We start from the raw sequence: 17,427 nt of genomic DNA, 5'->3' as shown, positions 1-17,427 counted from the left end.
CCGGATCAGGGGGCGCGGCACGCGGTCCCGGTGGGGAGCGCGGTCAGCGGCCCGACTCGGCCAGGGCCCGGCTGACCGCCCGTACGCTGCGGGCGATGTGCTGGAGCTGCGTGACCTCGGCCGCGTAGAGCTTGATCGTGTGCTCGATGACCTCTTCGCGCAGTCCGGCCCGGGGCAGGTCGGCCCGGGCGGTCTGCAGGGCGGTGCGCGCCACCCGGATCTCGTGCTCGACCTGGATCTGGGCGTGCCGGGCCAGCAGGACGGGGTGCCGGACGAACGCCGGGTAGCTCGCGTAGCGCGCGGGCACCAGCTCGCGCAGCCACTTGGCCGCCGAGCGCTCCCAGTCGTAGCTGCCGGGGGTCTTGACCTGGCAGGGCCAGTCGGGACCGAGCCGCGTGGTCGTCAGGGGCATGATCATCGCTTCCGGGTGTACGGCGTCGCGCGGGTGGACGACGGAGTGGGGCGGCCCCGGCCTAGGGGATGACCGGGGCCGCCACGGGTGGCCGGGCAGGGGATGCCCGGCCGGACACCCCGGCCGCCGGAGTGGGTAGGAGCCGGTGCCTTCGGGTGTCCGTGCGGAGGCCCGGTGCTGAGCGGCCGGGCCGTGATCCGTGAGCAGTATTTATATATGCCATCTGGTTTGCAAGACGTATGAAAACATTCATGCGTGCTTTGACGGGACGTTTCCCGCGGGACGGCCTCCCGGGGGGGGGTCAGTCCCTGAGGAAGAACTGGTGCTCGTCGGCGACGTGCTCGTACTCGTCGAGCCGGGCCTGCGTCCGCTCCGGATCCGCGTCCGTCATGGCCTGCAGCAGCGCCGCGCACATCACGCCCGGGGCGGCGTAGGAGTCGAACACCAGCCGTGACCCGGTGCCGGTGGCGAAGGTGACGTCGGCCTCGTCCGCGATCGGGCCCAGCGCCAGATCGGTGATCAGCGCGACCTTCAGTCCGGCGCTGCGGGCGACCCGCACCGCGGTCAGGGTCTCCTGGGCGTGCCGCGGCATGGAGAACGCCAGCACCCAGGTGCCACCCGCCTCCCGGGACTGCAGCAGCGCGTCGTAGGCGACGCTGCCGCCCAGCGTCACGAGCCGTACGTCCGGGTGGATGCGGCGGGCGGCGTAGGCGAAGTACTCGGCCAGCGAGACGGAGATGCGCAGGCCGAGGACGGTGAGCGGAGTGGACGCGGACAGCCGGCGGCCGACCTCGATGAACCGGTCGGCGTCGGCGAAGTCCCGCCGCAGGTTCTCCAGGTTCTCGATCTCGGCGTCCACCGCCGCCTGCAGTTCGTTGCCCCGGACCTCCTCGGCGGGACCGCCGGAGCGGGCGCCGAGCGTGATCGACTGGAGCCTCTCCCGCAGCGCGGGGTAACCGCTGAAGCCGACCGCCGAGGCGAACCGGGTCACCGAGGGCTGGCTCACCCCGGCCCGGTCCGCGAGATCCGTGATCGACAGGAACGCGGCCTCGGCGATGTGCTCGATCAGGTACTGGGCGATGCGCCGCTGGCCGGGGGAGAGCCGGGGCCGGTCGAACAGCGTGCGGAGCTGGGCCGTCGGGGACACCTCCGGATCCGGGCCCGCCTTCCCCGAGGTGATCGCGGCCGCCCGTGCGCGTGCCTGCTGCGGCGATCGCACCGGTGCGCCTCCTTCGTCTCCCACGAGGGTTCAACATAGCCCACCCGCAGGGGCGACCGGGCCGCTCGCCGGAGCACACCGGAGCGCCCCACCGGGGATATCCGCGCCGTCGGCGGGAACCCGCCGACAGAGCGAAGCAGAAACCCCCTGACACACCAGGAGCCACCGGACATGACCGTCCCCGAGGAGAACCGGCCGAAGACCCGGGACACCGACGACGTCGTCGAGCAGCGGCAGGACGTCGAGCAGCGGCAGGACAAGGAGACGCGCGAGCAGGGCGGCACCGGCCGCACGCTGCGCGAGGCGCTGGAGGAGGCCGAGATCAAGCCCGACGACTTCCGGGAACACTAAACCGCCCCCCGCCCCCCGATCACACGTCAAGCAGGTGAGAGCATGAGCGCCCTGAGCGCGCTGGAAGACGCCCTGGAGAACCGATGGGAAGCGCTGTGGGCGCGGCTGTTCGGCCGGGAGCCGGTCGAACTCGTCGACGCGCTGCGGCGCGAGTGCGACAGCCACGCCGTGGTGTGCCGGGCGGGCCGGGTGATGGTCCCCAACGCCTACGACGTGGAGCTGGCCGAGCCCGTCCACGAGGAACTGACCCGCCGCGGCAGCCGTGTGGGACAGGCGCTCACCGACCGGCTGGCCCGGCACGCCGCGCGCCACGGCTACGAATGGGCGGGCCCGCTCGCCGTGCACGTCCGCCGGTCCGCCGAGGTCCCCAACGGCCGCTTCCGGGTGGCGAGCAGCGTGATGCCGCACGTGAGCGCCGACGCCTTCCAGCGCGCGGCGCAGCCGACGCCCGGCTGACGGCGCGGGGCGGCGCCGGCGGACCGTGGGGGAGCGGCCGACCCCGCCGGCCGGGAGGCGGTACCACGACACCGGCCGCCGGACCGCGCGCTCCGACGCGGTCCGGCGGCCGGCACCGGTGACCGGACCGGGTACGCCCGCCGCGGGACCCCATGGGTCCCTACTCCCGCACCGGCTCCCCGCCCACGGGCCGGACCGCCCGCGCGGCGAGTGCCTCCAGCGGGCCACCGGTCAGCCGGCACACCGTCCACTCCTCCAGCAGCTCCGCGCCGAGCGACTGGTAGAACGCGATCGCCGGTTCGTTCCAGTCGAGCACCACCCATTCGAAGCGCTCGAAGCCGTTCTCCCGGCAGATCGCCGCGAGGGCGGCCAGCAGCGCCTTGCCGTGTCCGGCGCCCCGGGTGTGCGGACGGACGTAGAGGTCCTCCAGGTACATCCCGCGCGTACCGGTCCAGGTCGAGAAGCGCGGGAACCACAGCGCGAACCCCACGACGCCGCCGGTGCCGTCGTCCTCGGCGATCAGGACGGACGCGGCGGGACGCGCGCCGAACAGGGCCTCGCGGAGCTGTTCCTCGGTGGCGCGGGCCTGATCGGCGGCCTTCTCGTAGGCGGCGAGTTCGCGGATCATCGCGCGGATCTCGGGGACGTCGTGCACGGTGGCTTCTCTGATCACGGAAGGAGAGCCTGCGTCACCGGTCCGCACCCCGTCCAGCCCGTTCCGGTGGGCGGACCACCAGGTCGGCCCTGTCCCGCGTCGACGCGACCAGCTCGGCGTTGCGCCGGTCCGTGCGCTCGACCCACGCCACCGCCTCCGCGTGGCTCTTGCCGAACTCCTCGTGCCGGGCGATCAGCCGCCGCAGCCGCTCCTCCTCGTCCAGGACGCAGAACCACACCTCGTCGAGCTGCGGCCGGACCCGCGCCCAGGCACCGGTGTCCAGCAGCAGGTAATTGCCCTCCGTCACCACCAGCCGGGCCGTCGGCGGCACCGGGAGCGCGCCCGCGACCGGCTGCTCCAGCACCCGCTCGAAGCCGGGCGCGTACACGACGTCGTCGTACGTCTCCTCGCGCAGCCGCCGCAGCAGCGCCGCGTATCCGGCCGCGTCGAAGGTGTCCGGGGCGCCCTTGCGGCCGCGGCGGCCGAGGCGGTCCAGTTCGGCGTCGGCGAGGTGGAAGCCGTCCATCGGCACCTGCGCGGCCCACGGCTCCCCGGTGCCGTTCAGCTCCCGCACCAGCTCCCCGGCGAGCGTGGACTTTCCCGAGCCCGGGCCGCCCGCGATGCCGAGGATCGCGCGCCGGCCGCCCCGCGGGAGGGCACGGGCACGGCGGAGGAGGTCGTCGAAGGTCGGTGTCACACGCACGAGTGTGCCACCGGGCACGCGCGTGCCGTGCCGCCGTGTGGCCCGCGCCACTCACTGTCCGGCGCCGCAGGGGGAACGGTCTCCTGTATGACGGATCTGGGTCTGCCCGATGACATCCTCGCCTGCCTCTTCGACCTCGACGGCGTCGTCACGAGGACGGCCGTCGTCCACGCGGCCGCCTGGAGGGAGATGTTCGACGCCTTCCTCCGCGAACGGGACGGCGACGCCTTCCGGCCCTTCACCGACGGCGACTACGACGAGTACGTCGACGGCCGGCCGCGCGCCGACGGCGTCCGCACCTTCCTCGCCTCCCGCGGCATCGAACTGCCCGAGGGCGAACCCGGCGACCCGCCCGACGCCCGCACCGTGCACGGCCTCGGCAACCGCAAGAACGAACTGCTGCTGGCGAGGATCCGCACCGACGGCGTGGAGGCGTACGAGGGCACCCTGCGCTACCTCGCCGCGGTCCGCGCCCGCGGACTGCGCACCGCGATCGTCTCCTCCAGCGCCAACTGCCGTGATGTACTGCGGTCGATCGGCGCCGAGGACCTCTTCGACGTCCGCGTCGACGGTGTGGTCGCCGCCGAGCGCGGGCTGCCCGGGAAGCCGAGGCCCGACACCTTCCTCGCCGCCGCCCGGGACCTCGGCGTCGAGCCGTCCCGGGCCGCCGTGTTCGAGGACGCGCTGGCCGGCATGGACGCGGGCCGCGCCGGGCACTTCGGGTACGTCGTCGGCGTTGACCGGGTGGGCCAGACCGACGCGCTGTACGCGCACGGAGCCGACCGGGTCGTGACGGACCTGGCCGAACTCGGAGGTGACGAGTGATCACACAGCGGGCGTACGCCGTCGACCCGTGGACCGTGCGCGAACACAGCCTGGACCTCGGCGTCCTGGCGCAGAGCGAGTCGGTGTTCGCCCTGTCCAACGGCCATGTCGGCTGGCGCGGCAACCTCGACGAGGGCGAACCGCACGGCCTGCCCGGCTCCTACCTCAACGGCGTCCACGAACTGCACCCGCTGCCCTACGCAGAAGCCGGCTACGGCTACCCGGAGTCCGGCCAGACGGTCATCAACGTCACCAACGGCAAGGTGATCCGCCTGCTGGTCGACGACGAGCCGTTCGACCTGCGCTACGGGCGGCTCGTCAGCCACGAGCGGACCCTGGACCTGCGCCGGGGCGTCCTCGAGCGGGTCTGCGAGTGGACCTCCCCGGCCGGCTCCACGGTCCGGGTCCGCTCCACCCGCCTCGTCTCCCTCACCCAGCGGGCCGTCGCCGCCGTCGCCTACGAGGTCGAGCCCGTCGGCGGCCGCACCCGTGTCGTGGTGCAGTCCGAGCTGGTCGCCAACGAGAGCCTGCCCGGACCGGACGGCGACCCGCGTGCCGCCCGCGCCCTGAAGTCCCCGCTGGAACCGGAGGAGGACCTCGCCAAGGACCACCGGCTCCGCCTGGTGCACCGCACCCGGCGCAGCGGCCTGAGAGTCGCGGTGGCCGCCGACCACGTCGTCGACGGCCCCGAACGCACCACCACCGGCTGCGAGAGCAACGTGGACGTGGCCCGGCTGACCGTCACCTCCGTCCTGGAGCCGGGCCAGCGGCTGCGGGTGGAGAAGCTCGTCGCCCACGGCTGGTCCGGCGCCCGCTCCCGGCCCGCCATGAGCGACCAGGTGGAGGCGGCGCTGGCGGCCGCCGCGCACAGCGGCTGGCAGGGCCTCCTCGACGAACAGCGGGCCTACCTCGACGACTTCTGGGCCCGGGCGGACGTCGAGGTCGACGGCGACGAGGAGATCCAGCAGGCCGTCCGCTTCGCCCTCTTCCACGTCCTGCAGGCCGGGGCCCGCGCCGAACGGCGCGCGATACCCGCCAAGGGACTGACCGGCTCCGGCTACGACGGCCACGCCTTCTGGGACACCGAGGTCTTCGTGCTGCCCCTGCTGATCTGCACCGTGCCGGACGCCGCCGCCGAGGCGCTGCGCTGGCGGCAGAGCACCCTCCCCGTCGCCCGCGAGCGCGCCACCCAACTCGGCCTGCGCGGGGCCGCGTTCCCCTGGCGCACCATCGAGGGCTCGGAGGGCTCCGCCTACTGGCCGGCCGGCACCGCCGCCTTCCACGTCAACGCCGACATCGCCGACGCGGTGGTGCGTTACGTCCAGGCCACCGGCGACGAACGCTTCGAACGCGACACCGGGGTGGAGCTGCTGGTGGAGACCGCCCGCCTCTGGCGCTCCCTCGGCCACCACGACGACCGGGGCGTCTTCCACATCGACGGCGTCACCGGACCGGACGAGTACAGCGCCGTCGCCGACGACAACACGTACACCAACCTCATGGCCCGGGCGAACCTGCTGGCCGCCGCCGACGCCTGCAAGCGCCACCCCGACGCCGCGGCGGCCCTCGGCGTCGACGAGGAGGAGAGCGCCGGCTGGCGGGACGCCGCCGAGGCCGTGCACCTTCCCTACAACGACGAACTCGGCGTCCACGAACAGCACGCGGGCTTCACCCGCTACCAGCGCTGGGACTTCGCAGGCACCCGCGCCGACCAGTACCCGCTGATGCTCCACTTCCCCTACTTCGACCTCTACCGCAAACAGGTGATCAAGCAGGCGGACCTGGTGCTGGCGATGCACACCTGCGCCGCCTTCTTCGACGAGGTCCACGGCGAGGAGCAGATCGCCCGCAACTTCGCCTACTACGAGCCGCTGACCGTACGGGACTCCTCGCTGTCGGCCTGCGTCCAGGCCGTCCTCGCCGCCCGCACCGGCCACCTGGACCTGGCCCACGCCTACACCGCCGAGGCCGCCCTGATGGACCTCGCGGACCTCGAGCACAACACCCGGGACGGGCTGCACATCGCCTCCCTGGCCGGTACCTGGACGGCTCTGGTGGCCGGGTTCGGCGGCATGCGCTGGGACGACGGCAGCCTCCGGTTCGCCCCCCGGCTGCCGTCGAGGCTGAGCCGTCTGGCGTTCACCCTGCGGTTCCTCGGCCGGTCCCTGCGGGTGGAGGTCACCGCGGACCGGGCCACGTACACGCTGCGGTCCGGCCCGCCGCTGACCATCCGCCACCACGGCACCGAGCTGACCGTGCGCGAGGGCGTCCCCGCAGGGCGCCCCGTCCCGCCGCCCCGGCACCGCCCGGCACCCGGGCAGCCCCCGCACCGGAGCCCGCACCGGGGCCCGCACCCGCGCTGACCGGCGGCGGGCCCCGGGGCGGGGCCGCATCCCGTCCTGCGGGCCCGTCGCACGCGGGTTAAGTTGTCCGTGATCTCCGGAACGCCGGTTTCCTGGAACCCGTCCTTCAGAACGCAGGCCCGTGGAACCGGGACCCGATGACACGCGGGAATGAGGGACGGACGATGACCGACGGCACCGGTGCCCTTCTCACCGGCACGCGGCGGCGCGAGCGGCGGCCCGGAACGGGCCTCCCGCGAAGCGGCGGCACCCGCCCGCTCGCGGTCCTCGCCGCCGTCTTCACCCTCGCCCAGCTCGCCCTGGTCCGCCCCGTGCTCGGCCTCGGCTGGGACGAGATCGTCTACGTCAGCCAGGTCACCTCCCACCACCCGGCCGCCTTCTTCAGCGCCCCGCGCTCCCGGGGGGTGTCCCTGCTGGTGGCGCCCGTCGCGTCCTGGTCCGGTTCCACCGTGCTGCTGCGCGTCCACCTCGCCCTCCTCTCCGGCCTCGCCCTCCATCTGGCCCTGTGCTCCTGGCGCGGCCTGTTCCCCACCCGGGTCCTGGTCACCGCCGGCGCCTTCTTCGCCTCCCTGTGGGTGACGCTCTTCTACGGCCCCCAGGCCATGCCCAACTACTGGGTGGCCATCGGCGCGCTGACCGCGGTCGGCTGCTTCCTGCGCCACCGCGCGCACCCCTCGTCCGGCGGACCCCTGTGGGGAATGGTGGCGGGGGCCGCGCTCATGGCCTGGATGCGGCCCACCGACGCCGTCTGGGTGACGGTCCCGCTCCTCGTCCTCGCCCTGGCCGGCCGGCACGGGCGGTCACTGCTCGCCCTCGCCGGCGGTCTGCTGGCGGGAGGGGTCCCCTGGGTGGTCGAGGCGTACACCGCGTTCGGCGGCCTGCGGGAGCGGCTCGCCGAGGCCTCCCGCGTCCAGGGCGGGCTCGGCCTGGACATCGCCCTCGACGACCAGCTGCGCAGCCTGGGCGGGCGTGCCCTGTGCCGTCCGTGCACGGGCCCGATGCCCCACCCGGTGATCACCCTGTGGTGGTTCGTCCTGCCGCTGCTCGCCGTCCTCGGGCTGGTCGTCGCCGTACGGGCCCGCCGCACCCTGCGCACCGCGGTGCCGCTGGCCTGCGCCACGACCGCCGCGCTGCCGTACCTGTTCATGATCGAGTACGCGGCACCCCGCTTCCTCCAGCCCGCCTACGCCCTGCTCGCGATCCCGGTCGCCGACGCGCTGTGGTACCTGGTCACGGCACCGCGCGGAAAGTGGCGGCCGGCCGCCGCGACCCTGGTCGCACTCGGGCTGGCCGGTCATCTCACGGTGCAGCTGGCCGTCCTGGTGCACACCGTGGACCGCAACACCGACAGCCGCCGGGACTGGGCCCGCACCGCCGACGGCCTGCACCGGCTCGGTGTCCGCCCGCCCTGTCTGATCACCGGCCACGAGGCGATCCCCATCGGCTACTACACCGGCTGCTCCTCCGGCACGACCGCCGGGAACAACGAGAACACCACGGAGGGGGAGATCCTGCGGACCGCGGACCGCGTCCCGGTCGCCGCCCTCACCGGACCCGGCGGCACACCGCCCGGGTACGCCCGATCCTGGCCCGTCCACCGGCTCGGCGACCTCCAGGTCCGCATCGCCCCGGCGCCCGGGTCCGGCGCTCCGCCGGGTGTCCCGCGCGCCGGGTAGCGGAGGGCTCTCCGGCGGCCTCGTGGGGTGCCCCGGAAGCGCCTCGCGACGCCGCCGGGCACGGCCCGGCGGGCGGGGTGCGGGCCGCGGCCGGCCGCCGCCACCCCGCCCGGACACGCCCGTGACCCCACCCGCCGCCCGGCCTCGCGGGATTAGAGATCGCCTGACGGGAAACGCGGATCCGACACCCGGGACGAACGGGCCGACGCAGCGCTACAGGGAGGAAGACATGGGCACCGAGCCGATGGGGGACGACGCGTACCAGCCCACCGGGAGCAACGAGGAGCAGGAGGACGCGGCGCCGCTCGACATGCAGGACGCCCTCGACGAGCGGACCTACGACGACACCCTCGACGAGGGCTACTCCCCGCCGGAGAAACCGCTCGGCGTCACCAAGTACGGCACCACGGCCGCCGAGCAGCACGAGGGGGAGACCCTCGACCAGCGGCTGGCCCAGGAGGTGCCGGACACGTCCGCGCCCGCCGGCGACGAGGTGGGCGACCTCCCCGGCGGCGAGGGCGAACCGGTCGACCCGGAGGCGGGCGCCGACCGCGCCGGACGCCTGGTCGCCCCGGACGAGGGCGCCCACCCCGACACCACCAAGGAGTCCGTCGCCGAGGACGTCGGCATCGACGCGGGGGCGGCCGGCGCCGAGGAGGCCGCGATGCACGTCGTGGAGGACGAGACGGCGTTCCCGGAGGAGCGGGACGGAACCTGACCCCCGGCACGGCGCCGCCGGCCCGGTGCGCGATCGCACCGGGCCGGCGGTGCCGTGCCGGCCCGCGCACGGGTGTGCGCGGGCTCAGGGCAGCATCTTGTCCAGGGCGGCGGGCCCCTCCTCGTCCAGCTTCCGCCTGGCCCACTCGAGGTTGTGCGGGGTGAGGTCCTTGCCCGAGGCAAGGACGATGTCCTCCGGCGACACATCGGTGCCGGTGCGGGCGTGGAGCAGGCTGTCCGGGGTGGCGCGGTCCTCGGGCTGCCGGGACGCATCGGGCTGGGACGTCGACATCTTCTGGCTCCTCGGGTCCGGATCGCTGGAGCGGCCCCGGTGCTGTCATCGGGTCCGATGTCCCACCATTCAACGCGGGAGCCCGCCGTGCATCCGGAACGCTCGCGGCACCGCGGTGAAGAGCCGCTCCTCCTGGATGCCGGGGTACCTTCCCCGGCCCGCGGGAAACCTGGCTCCGCCGGCCGCCTAGAAGGGCGTGAGCGTCAGCCTCAGGCCCGTGGGCGCCGTGTCCTGGATGTACGAGGCGAAGTCGGCCACGTCGTCGAAGGCGAAGCCGTACGCCCTGCCGTCCTCGGTGGCGGTGTGGACGGCCCTGGAGTAGTGGTTGGTGAGCCCGGTCCGGTAGAAGACCGAGGCGTCGGCGGTCGGCTGGCGCGGGTGGCTGAGCAGCGTCGAGCGGTTGAAGCCTGCGCCCAGCACGGCGGCGACCGGGCCGGTGGTGCCGTCGTTGGGGGCGGCGAGGGCGCCGTCGCAGAAGAGGACGTCCCGCGTGGAGGGCTTGCCGAAGGAGACCTGGGCGGGCCCGTCGAAGGTGAACCTCCCGCCGCGCACCCGGCCGGTGAAGGTACCGGCGTCGGTGGTCACCTCGAGGTCCCGGCCGGTGTAGGTGCTCCACACCTCGTCGATGTACGGGGCGAAGTAGTCCCGGGCGAACAGACCGGCGTCCAGGCCGTGGCCGGGGGCGATGATCCGGGTGTCGTCCACGACGAGCCGGGAGAACGCCTCCACCTCCCTGACGGCGGCGAACGCCGCCGCGCGGCCGCCCTCGCGCACGGTGCCCGTCGTCTGGTCCTTGGCGCCGGTGAGCCGGATGCCCATCGGCACGCTGAACATGTCGACCATGGTCGTGTTGCAGAACATGCCCGAGGAGTTGTACGTGAACTCGGCGCAGTCGTGCAGCACGCCGTAGTTGGGGTCGGAGGCGACCCAGCCGGCCGGGTACTGCAGCGCCGGGTTGCCGTTGCCGTCCGTGACGACCTTGAACTTGAGCTTCGCGCCGAGGGAGACGTAGATCCGGCCGGACATGTACGGCAGGGACAGCTCGGTCCCGCCGCTGCCGGCCAGGCCGATCGCGTAGTCGGTGAAGCCGTCGGGGCCGTTGTCGGAGGCGGCGACCGGGGCGACGGTGCCCTCCGGGGTGACCCGGACCTGACGGCCGTCCGCGTTCCCCACGATGTAGAGGTGCACGTTCGCGTCGTCGAAGGAACCGCTGTTGTTGACGATCGTCAGCGGCAGGGCCCCCGCCGCTGCCGCGCCGGCCTTCCGCCCGCCGGACTGGTCCGCGAGGGCGTGCGGGGCGATCGCCGCCGCCGCGGGAAGGGCCACGGCGGCTCCGCCGAGGGCGAGGAGGACCTTGCGGCGGCCGAGGGCGCGCTGGTGACGGGGAGTCATGTGGGGGATCTCCAGGGGGTTCGTACGGGTTCCTGACCGCGCCGGCCCGCCGACGTGGGGGGAGACCTGGAGAGAGCGCTCTCAGGCGGTACGTCGGAACCGGCGCGCGGCATCGATGGTAGGGACGGCCGCGCCCCCCGCCAACGGTCCGACTTGTCCGTGAAATCGCTCTGACCTGGAGTTTCTTCGGTGATCGACGACGGCCCCACGATCACTTAACCGGCCTTTAAGGGCCGCTTAAGCCGGTCGGGCCAAGGAGCCACGGAGCGCGTCGGGAGGGCTCCGTTCCGCAATCGCCCGGCAGTGGCCCGCCGTCAGCGGGTCCCGTCCTCCAGCCGGGCCTCCGCGGCGGCCAGGATCTCCGTCACCCGGAGCGCGAACGCCGCGTCGCAGGGGTGGGGGACCCCGGTACCGGCCGCGGCGAGGAGGGCGTCGGCGGCCCGGGTGAGCGCCAAGGCCGCGCCCTCGGAGGCTTCCGGGAGGGAGGTGACGCCCGCCGCGCCGCGGAGCTCGACCACGGCGCCGGCCGCGGCCGGGGGAGCGGTCAGGCTCAGGGTGAGGCTGCTCGACGCGCCGCTCGCGTGGTCGAGGACGAGATGGACGGTGTCGCCGGGGCCGTACGCCGCCGCCGTCACCCGCCGCGGTTCGCCGAGCACCGGAAGCAGCACGGACAGGGCGTGCGGGCCGACGTCCCACAGGGCGCCCTTCTCCCGCCGCCACTCAGAGGCGGCGAAGGGGTCGCCGTCGGAGGTGAACACCGCCCCGAGCCACTGCGCGCGTCCGGTGAACCAGCCGCCCACGCGGGCCTGTTCGGTGATCCACGCCTGGGGCCCGGGCTGGAAGCGGGTGGTGAAGAAGACCACGGAGGCGACCCCCGCCTCCTCGGCCGCGCCGACCACCGCGCGCCCCTGCGCGACGGTCGGCGCGAGCGGCTTGTCGAGCAGCAGATGGCACCCGGCCCGCGCCGCGCGCACCGCCAGCTCCGCCTGCACCGCGGGCGGCAGCGCGACGGCGACGGCGTCCACGTCGGCGAGGAGCGCGTCGACGTCGTCGTACGGCCGGGTGCCGTGCAGATCGGCCAGCTCCTCGGCGGCGTCGGGCCGGCGGCCCCACACGCCGACGAGGTCGAGGTCCGGGTGCCCGCTCAGCGCGGGGGCGTGGGCCGCCCGCGCCCAGGGTCCGGTGCCGAGCAGTCCGATCCGCATGCCGCCGCCTCTCCCGGTGCGGCGACCGCCGCCGGACCGGTCTCCCGGCACGCCCCGCCGGCGTGCTCCGGTCAGTACGGTGTTCCCCGCCCGGACGCCCTGTCAACGGCCGGGCGCCGGGAGGCGCGGGCGCCCGGCCCTCCGGCGCCGAGCCCCGGTGCCCGCCGCGCGGCGGCGGCCCCGATTCAGCGCCCCGCCTGCTGAATGCGTTCGCTTTCTTCTATTGGATTTCGGACCGCGCGGGGACCAGGCTGGTACGCGCTTTCCAAGACCGTGGGACGACAGCCGGAAGAGGTCACGCGCACATGCACACCCGCCGTATCGGTGATGTCGAGGTCGGTGCCGTCGGACTGGGCGCCATGCCCATGTCGATCGAGGGGCGCCCGGACGAGGCCCGCTCCCTGGCCACCCTGCACGCCGCGCTGGACGCCGGTGTCACCCTGATCGACACCGCGGACTCCTACCACCTGCGCGCCGGCGAGGTCGGCCACAACGAGACCCTGATCGCCAAGGCCCTGGCCTCCCACGACCGGGGCGGCGACGTCCTGGTGGCCACCAAGGGCGGCCATCTGCGCCCCGGCGACGGCAGCTGGACGCAGGACGGCAGCCCCGGACACCTGAAGAGGGCGTGCGAGGCGTCCCTGCGCCGGCTCGGCGTGGAGGCCGTCGGGCTCTACCAGTTCCACCGGCCCGACCCCCGCGTCCCGTACGCCGAGTCCGTCGGCGCGCTGCGCGAGCTGCTGGACGAGGGGAAGATCCGTGCGGCGGGCGTCTCCAACGCCGACCCGGAGCAGATCCGGCAGGCCGACGAGATCCTCGGCGGCCGGCTGGTCTCCGTGCAGAACAAGTTCTCCCCGGCCTTCCGCTCGAGCGAGCCGGAGCTGCGCCTGTGCGAGGAGCTGGGCATCGCGTTCCTGCCCTACAGCCCCTTCGGGGGCATCGCCCGGGCCGGTGAACTCGCCTCGGCCCACGCCCCGTTCGCGCGGATCGCCCGGGCGCACGGGGTGAGCGCGTACCAGGTGTGCCTGGCCTGGATGCTCGCCCGGTCGCCGGTCGTCGTCCCCATTCCGGGAGCGAGCCGGCCGGAGTCGGTCCGTGACTCGGTGGGCGCCGCCGACCTCGTCCTGACGGCCGAGGAGATCGCGGAGCTGGACGCCGTCTGAGTCCACCCCGCCCGTCCCGGGCACCGGACGCCGCGGGCGGGCCCCGCGCGCCCTGGTGCGCTCCTGGCGCGCGGGTATAGAAAGCGCTTGCCGAGAACATCCACAGGGGAGGACCACCGCCCATGGCGTCGTCGCTGGAAAGACCGCTCGACCACCGCTACCGCGGCGAGCACCCGATCCGCACCCTCGCCTATCTGCTCCGCGCCGACCGCGGCCGGCTCGCCGCCGCGGTCGGTGTCTTCACGGTCAAGCACAGCCCCGTCTGGCTGCTGCCGCTGATCACCGCGTCCATCATCGACACCGTCGTGCAGCACCAGCCGATATCCCGGCTGTGGACCAGCACCGGCGTCATCATGTTCATCCTGCTGGTCAACTACCCGCTGCACGTGCTGTACGTCCGCCTGCTGTACGGCAGCGTCCGCCGCATGGGCACCGCCCTGCGCTCCGCGCTGTGCACCCGCATGCAGCAGCTCTCCATCGGCTACCACTCCCGGGTCAGCGCCGGTGTGCTCCAGGCCAAGGTCGTGAGGGACGTGGAGACCGTCGAGCAGATGGTGCAGCAGACCGCGGAGAACGGGCTCGGCGCGCTCACCGTGCTCACCGGCGGGCTCGTCATCATCGCCGTCCGCACCCCCGAGTTCCTCCCCGTCTTCCTGATCGTCGTGCCCGCCGCGGCCCTGCTCGTCGCCCGGCTCAGGTCCCGGCTGCGCACGCACAACGAACACTTCCGCCACGAGGTGGAGACGCTGTCCTCCCGGGTGACCGAGATGACCCGGCTCATCCCGGTCACCCGCGCCCACGGCCTGGAGGGCAAGGCGCTGCGCCGGATGGACGGCACCCTGAACCGGCTGCTCACCTCCGGGAACCGGCTCGACCTGGTCAACGGCCGGTTCGGCTCGCTGGCCTGGGTCGTCCTCAACGTCGTCGGCGTGATGGTGCTGGCCGGCGCGGCCCTCATCTCGTACTACGACGTCTGGGGCGTCACCGCCGGCGACGTCGTGATGCTCAGCGCCTTCCTGACCACGCTCACCAACTCCACGACCACGCTGGCGGGGCTGGCCCCGGTCGTCACCAAGGGACTGGAGTCCGTCCGCTCGGTCGGCGAGGTGCTCCAGGCCCCCGAGCTGGAGGACAACGAGGGCAAGGCGGAGGTCGACCGGCTGCGCGGCGCGATCACCTTCGAGGGCGTCGGCCACGCGTACGAGACCGACGGGCGCCCCGCCGTGCGCGACTTCACCCTCGATGTCGCCCCGGGCGAGACCATCGCGCTCGTCGGCGCCTCCGGGGCGGGCAAGTCCACCGTGCTCAACCTGGTCATCGGCTTCATCCGCCCGACCTCCGGCCGGCTGCTGCTCGACGGCACCGACATGAGCGGCCTCGACCTGCGCACCTACCGGCGCTTCCTGTCCGTGGTGCCCCAGGAGTCGATCCTGTTCGACGGCACGGTCCGGGAGAACGTCGCCTACGGCATGGACGACGCCGACGAGGAGACGGTGCGGGCCGCGCTGCGCGACGCCAACGCGCTGGAGTTCGTCGACCGGCTGCCCCAGGGCCTCGACACCCTCGTCGGGGAGCGGGGCGCCCGGCTGTCCGGCGGGCAGCGCCAGCGGCTCGCCATCGCCCGCGCGCTGATCCGGGACCCGAAGGTGCTGGTGCTGGACGAGGCGACCTCGGCACTGGACACCCGCTCGGAGGCGCTGGTGCAGGAGGCCCTCGCCCGGCTGCTGCGCGGGCGTACCACCTTCGTGGTGGCCCACCGGCTCTCCACCGTGCGCGGCGCCGACCGGATCGTGGTGATGGCGGACGGCCGGATCCAGGAGATCGGCACCCACGAGGAGCTGCTGCGCCGGGGAGGGGCGTACTCGGCGCTGCACAGCGGTCAGGTGGCCTGACCACCCGGTCGGGGTGCGACGGTTTTCGGCCAATCGCGGTCGACTGAGGGAATGAGGTGCGTGCTTCCGCCTGTTCCGGGCATACGCAGCGAAAACCAGAGAGGGGCGCTTCGTGCTCGTACCGGATCCCAAGGTCGTCAGACGGTTGCTCACGCGGTACGCGACGCTGCGGATAGCTCAGGCGGAACGGCATTCGCCGGCGGCGGCGCGCGAACTGGACGACGTCAGTGACGCGCTCTGCGCGATGACGGGGGCGTCCCGCGTCCATGACGCCATCGCCCTGGCCGACGCGTTGCTCGACGGGGAACGGCCCGCCACCGGCCGGGCCCCGGGGGAGGACGGGGAGGGCGGCCTGCCCCTGGCCGTCTGAGCCACCGGGCCGCTCACCCGTTCACCCGCTGCCCGCGGTGGCGGCGCGGCGTCCGTCGAACGCCGAGCGGTAGGCGTACGGCGTCGTGCCCACGACCTTGCGGAACCGCTCGCGGAACGCCGTGGCCGAACCGAACCCGGCCTGCCGGGCGATCCGCTCGACCGTGTGGTCGCTGTTCTCCAGCAGGTACTGGGCTCGCCGCACCCGCGCCCGCAGCAGCCACTGCAACGGCGTGGTGCCCGTCTGCTCACGGAACCGGCGGCTGAAGGTGCGCTCGCTCATGCCGGCGCGCGCCGCCATCGCCTCGAGGGTGACCTCGTGCGCCAGGTTGTCCTCGATCCACTCCAGCAGCGGTTCCAGATCCGACCCGCGGGGCACGGGCGGGTGCTCGTGCACGATGAACTGGGCCTGTCCGCCCTCCCGCTCCAGCGGCATCACCGACATCCGGGCGGCGTTCGCGGCCACGGCCGAGCCCAGGTCCCGGCGGATCATGTGCAGGCACATGTCGAGCGCGGCGGCCGCGCCGGCCGAGGTGAGGATCTGCCCGTTGTCGACGTAGAGCACGTCCGGCTGCACGTCGACGTCAGGGAAGGCCCGGGCGAGCCGCCCGGCGGCCGCCCAGTGCGTGGTGGCGCGCAGTCCGTCCAGCAGCCCGGCCTCCGCCAGCACGAACGCGCCCACGCACACCGAGGCGATCCGGGTGCCCGCCCCGGCGGCCCGCCGCAGCGCCGCGAGCACGGCGGGCGAGGGAGGGGGCGCGCCCTCGGCGCGGCCCGGGACGATGACGGTGTCGGCGTCCGCCAGCGCCTGGAGCCCGCGCTCGACGTGCAGGGTGAAACCGCCGTCCGCGGCCACCTCCGGCCGCTCGGCGCACAGCCGGACCCGGTAGGGACGCCGGCCGTCCGGCAACCGCGTCCAGTCGAAGACCTGCAGGGGTGCCGCCATGTCGAACGGCACGACCCCGTCGAGAACCAGAATCGCCACGGAGTGCATGACCGCCACGATAGTCAGGTTCCCGCCACCCTCCGGAGCCGGGGCTTCGGGGAGGCGGCGCACGTGAGCCGTGGTGAACGCGGTTGGCGGGAACCCGTTGGATCCTGTCGTTCCAGCCCCTGGGTGATCACCCGGCGGGCCCCTAACGTGAGCCCGGCACCGCCGTCCCCACCATGGAAAGAGTCCCGGTGACCAAGCTCCTGCTGTCCCTCCACGTCCTGGCCGCCATCGTCGCCGTCGGTCCCGTCACCGTCGCGGCCAGCATGTTCCCGCCGGCCGCGCGCCGTGCCGTCCCGGCGGAGGGCGACGGGCCCGTCGCGACGGCCGTGGCCACCGTCGCGCTGCTCCACCGCATCTGCCGGGTCTACGCCCGCGTGGGGATCGCGGTGCCCGTCCTCGGTCTCGCCACCGCCCTGGCGATGGGCGTCCTGGACGACGGGTGGCTCGTCACCTCGATCGGCCTCACCGCGGCCGCCGCCGGAGTCCTGCTCGCCTTCGTGCTGCCCCGGCAGGACGAACTCGTCGGACAGCTGGGCGGGGGACGGCCCGCCGACCGGCAGAGCACGGTGCAACTCGCCATGTTCACGGGGGTGTTCAACCTGCTGTGGGCAACCGTCACCGTTCTGATGATCGTCCGCCCCGGCTCGACGACGGGCGCCTGACCGCCGGGCCGCCCGGTGTGCCCGATCCGTGCCGCACTTCCGGAGCATCCGTTCTGTGGGCCGTTGTACCGGGGAATTCCC

General features: G+C 74.0%; 18 protein-coding genes. 10 read left to right on the top strand and 8 right to left on the bottom strand.

From position 1 onward, the window contains the following. Nucleotides 1-43: 43 nt before the first annotated feature. Together ACFY3N_RS24775 and ACFY3N_RS24770 are read right to left on the bottom strand one after the other, a co-directional pair. On the bottom strand, nt 44-418 hold the full coding sequence (locus ACFY3N_RS24775) for a hypothetical protein (RefSeq protein WP_390818906.1): 375 nt from the start codon (nt 416-418) through the stop codon (nt 44-46). Nucleotides 419-713: 295 nt separating this feature from the next. Next, nucleotides 714-1,631: a MurR/RpiR family transcriptional regulator gene (locus ACFY3N_RS24770; RefSeq protein WP_390818905.1), complete on the bottom strand. Its 918-nt coding sequence runs from the start codon at nt 1,629-1,631 to the stop codon at nt 714-716. Between the two features lie 171 nt (nt 1,632-1,802). On the opposite strand from ACFY3N_RS24770, the gene ACFY3N_RS24765 reads away from it, so the two are divergent. Next, nucleotides 1,803-1,982 (top strand): hypothetical protein, encoded by a 180-nt coding sequence (locus tag ACFY3N_RS24765; RefSeq protein WP_390818904.1) that lies wholly within the window; start codon nt 1,803-1,805, stop codon nt 1,980-1,982. 42 nt (nt 1,983-2,024) lie between these two features. After that, nucleotides 2,025-2,438, top strand: a complete 414-nt coding sequence (locus ACFY3N_RS24760) for a DUF3662 domain-containing protein (RefSeq protein ID WP_390818903.1) — start codon at nt 2,025-2,027, stop codon at nt 2,436-2,438. A 160-nt stretch (nt 2,439-2,598) separates the two neighbouring features. Here ACFY3N_RS24760 and ACFY3N_RS24755 read toward each other — a convergent pair whose 3' ends face one another. Both ACFY3N_RS24755 and ACFY3N_RS24750 read right to left on the bottom strand, forming a co-directional pair. Further along, the gene (locus ACFY3N_RS24755) at nt 2,599-3,111 is read right to left on the bottom strand and encodes a GNAT family N-acetyltransferase (protein ID WP_390818902.1); all 513 of its coding nucleotides are present in this window, start codon (nt 3,109-3,111) and stop codon (nt 2,599-2,601) included. Nucleotides 3,112-3,127: 16 nt separating this feature from the next. After that, nucleotides 3,128-3,790, bottom strand: coding sequence for a nucleoside/nucleotide kinase family protein (locus ACFY3N_RS24750; protein WP_390818901.1), 663 nt, complete (start codon nt 3,788-3,790; stop codon nt 3,128-3,130). A gap of 93 nt (nt 3,791-3,883) precedes the next feature. Between ACFY3N_RS24750 and ACFY3N_RS24745 the strand changes: the two genes are divergently transcribed. The 4 genes from ACFY3N_RS24745 to ACFY3N_RS24730 all read left to right on the top strand — a co-directional run bounded on the left by ACFY3N_RS24745 (nt 3,884) and on the right by ACFY3N_RS24730 (nt 9,378). Then, nucleotides 3,884-4,621, top strand: coding sequence for an HAD family hydrolase (locus ACFY3N_RS24745; protein WP_390818900.1), 738 nt, complete (start codon nt 3,884-3,886; stop codon nt 4,619-4,621). Beyond that, entirely contained in the window at nt 4,618-6,984 is a 2,367-nt protein-coding gene (locus tag ACFY3N_RS24740; RefSeq protein ID WP_390818899.1) for a glycoside hydrolase family 65 protein, read from the top strand. The genes ACFY3N_RS24745 and ACFY3N_RS24740 overlap by 4 nt, the downstream gene beginning before the upstream one ends. 164 nt (nt 6,985-7,148) lie before the next feature. Continuing rightward, a complete protein-coding gene (locus tag ACFY3N_RS24735) occupies nt 7,149-8,660 on the top strand; it encodes a hypothetical protein (RefSeq protein ID WP_390818898.1) in 1,512 nt (503 codons plus the stop codon). A gap of 229 nt (nt 8,661-8,889) precedes the next feature. Beyond that, the gene (locus ACFY3N_RS24730; RefSeq protein ID WP_390818897.1) at nt 8,890-9,378 is read left to right on the top strand and encodes a DUF5709 domain-containing protein; all 489 of its coding nucleotides are present in this window, start codon (nt 8,890-8,892) and stop codon (nt 9,376-9,378) included. Nucleotides 9,379-9,462: 84 nt separating this feature from the next. On the opposite strand, the gene ACFY3N_RS24725 is transcribed toward ACFY3N_RS24730, so the two are convergent. The 3 genes from ACFY3N_RS24725 to ACFY3N_RS24715 form a co-directional block, all read right to left on the bottom strand. Next, the gene (locus ACFY3N_RS24725) at nt 9,463-9,669 is read right to left on the bottom strand and encodes a hypothetical protein (protein ID WP_390818896.1); all 207 of its coding nucleotides are present in this window, start codon (nt 9,667-9,669) and stop codon (nt 9,463-9,465) included. A gap of 186 nt (nt 9,670-9,855) precedes the next feature. Further along, nucleotides 9,856-11,061, bottom strand: coding sequence for a glycoside hydrolase family 64 protein (locus ACFY3N_RS24720; protein ID WP_390818895.1), 1,206 nt, complete (start codon nt 11,059-11,061; stop codon nt 9,856-9,858). Between the two features lie 314 nt (nt 11,062-11,375). Further along, complete coding sequence (locus tag ACFY3N_RS24715) at nt 11,376-12,266, bottom strand: Gfo/Idh/MocA family protein (protein WP_390818894.1); 891 nt, start codon at nt 12,264-12,266, stop codon at nt 11,376-11,378. Between the two features lie 305 nt (nt 12,267-12,571). Between ACFY3N_RS24715 and ACFY3N_RS24710 the strand changes: the two genes are divergently transcribed. The 3 genes from ACFY3N_RS24710 (at nt 12,572) to ACFY3N_RS24700 (ending at nt 15,691) form a co-directional block, all read left to right on the top strand. Further along, a complete protein-coding gene (locus tag ACFY3N_RS24710; RefSeq protein ID WP_390818893.1) occupies nt 12,572-13,429 on the top strand; it encodes an aldo/keto reductase in 858 nt (285 codons plus the stop codon). Nucleotides 13,430-13,551: 122 nt separating this feature from the next. Continuing rightward, nucleotides 13,552-15,321 carry an ABC transporter ATP-binding protein gene (locus tag ACFY3N_RS24705; RefSeq protein WP_390818892.1) on the top strand — a complete coding sequence of 590 codons (1,770 nt, stop codon included), beginning with the start codon at nt 13,552-13,554 and terminating at the stop codon, nt 15,319-15,321. Between the two features lie 112 nt (nt 15,322-15,433). Further along, a complete protein-coding gene (locus ACFY3N_RS24700) occupies nt 15,434-15,691 on the top strand; it encodes a DUF5133 domain-containing protein (RefSeq protein ID WP_390818891.1) in 258 nt (85 codons plus the stop codon). Between the two features lie 21 nt (nt 15,692-15,712). Here the strand turns inward: ACFY3N_RS24700 and ACFY3N_RS24695 are convergent, their stop codons facing one another. Further along, nucleotides 15,713-16,684, bottom strand: a complete 972-nt coding sequence (locus ACFY3N_RS24695) for a GlxA family transcriptional regulator (RefSeq protein WP_390818890.1) — start codon at nt 16,682-16,684, stop codon at nt 15,713-15,715. Between the two features lie 188 nt (nt 16,685-16,872). Between ACFY3N_RS24695 and ACFY3N_RS24690 the strand changes: the two genes are divergently transcribed. Further along, complete coding sequence (locus tag ACFY3N_RS24690; protein ID WP_390818889.1) at nt 16,873-17,346, top strand: hypothetical protein; 474 nt, start codon at nt 16,873-16,875, stop codon at nt 17,344-17,346. Nucleotides 17,347-17,427: the final 81 nt, after the last annotated feature.

The organism is Streptomyces sp. NPDC000348 (assembly GCF_042898795.1).
Classification (GTDB): domain Bacteria; phylum Actinomycetota; class Actinomycetes; order Streptomycetales; family Streptomycetaceae; genus Streptomyces.
This window is presented reverse-complemented; position numbering and strand designations above follow the sequence as displayed.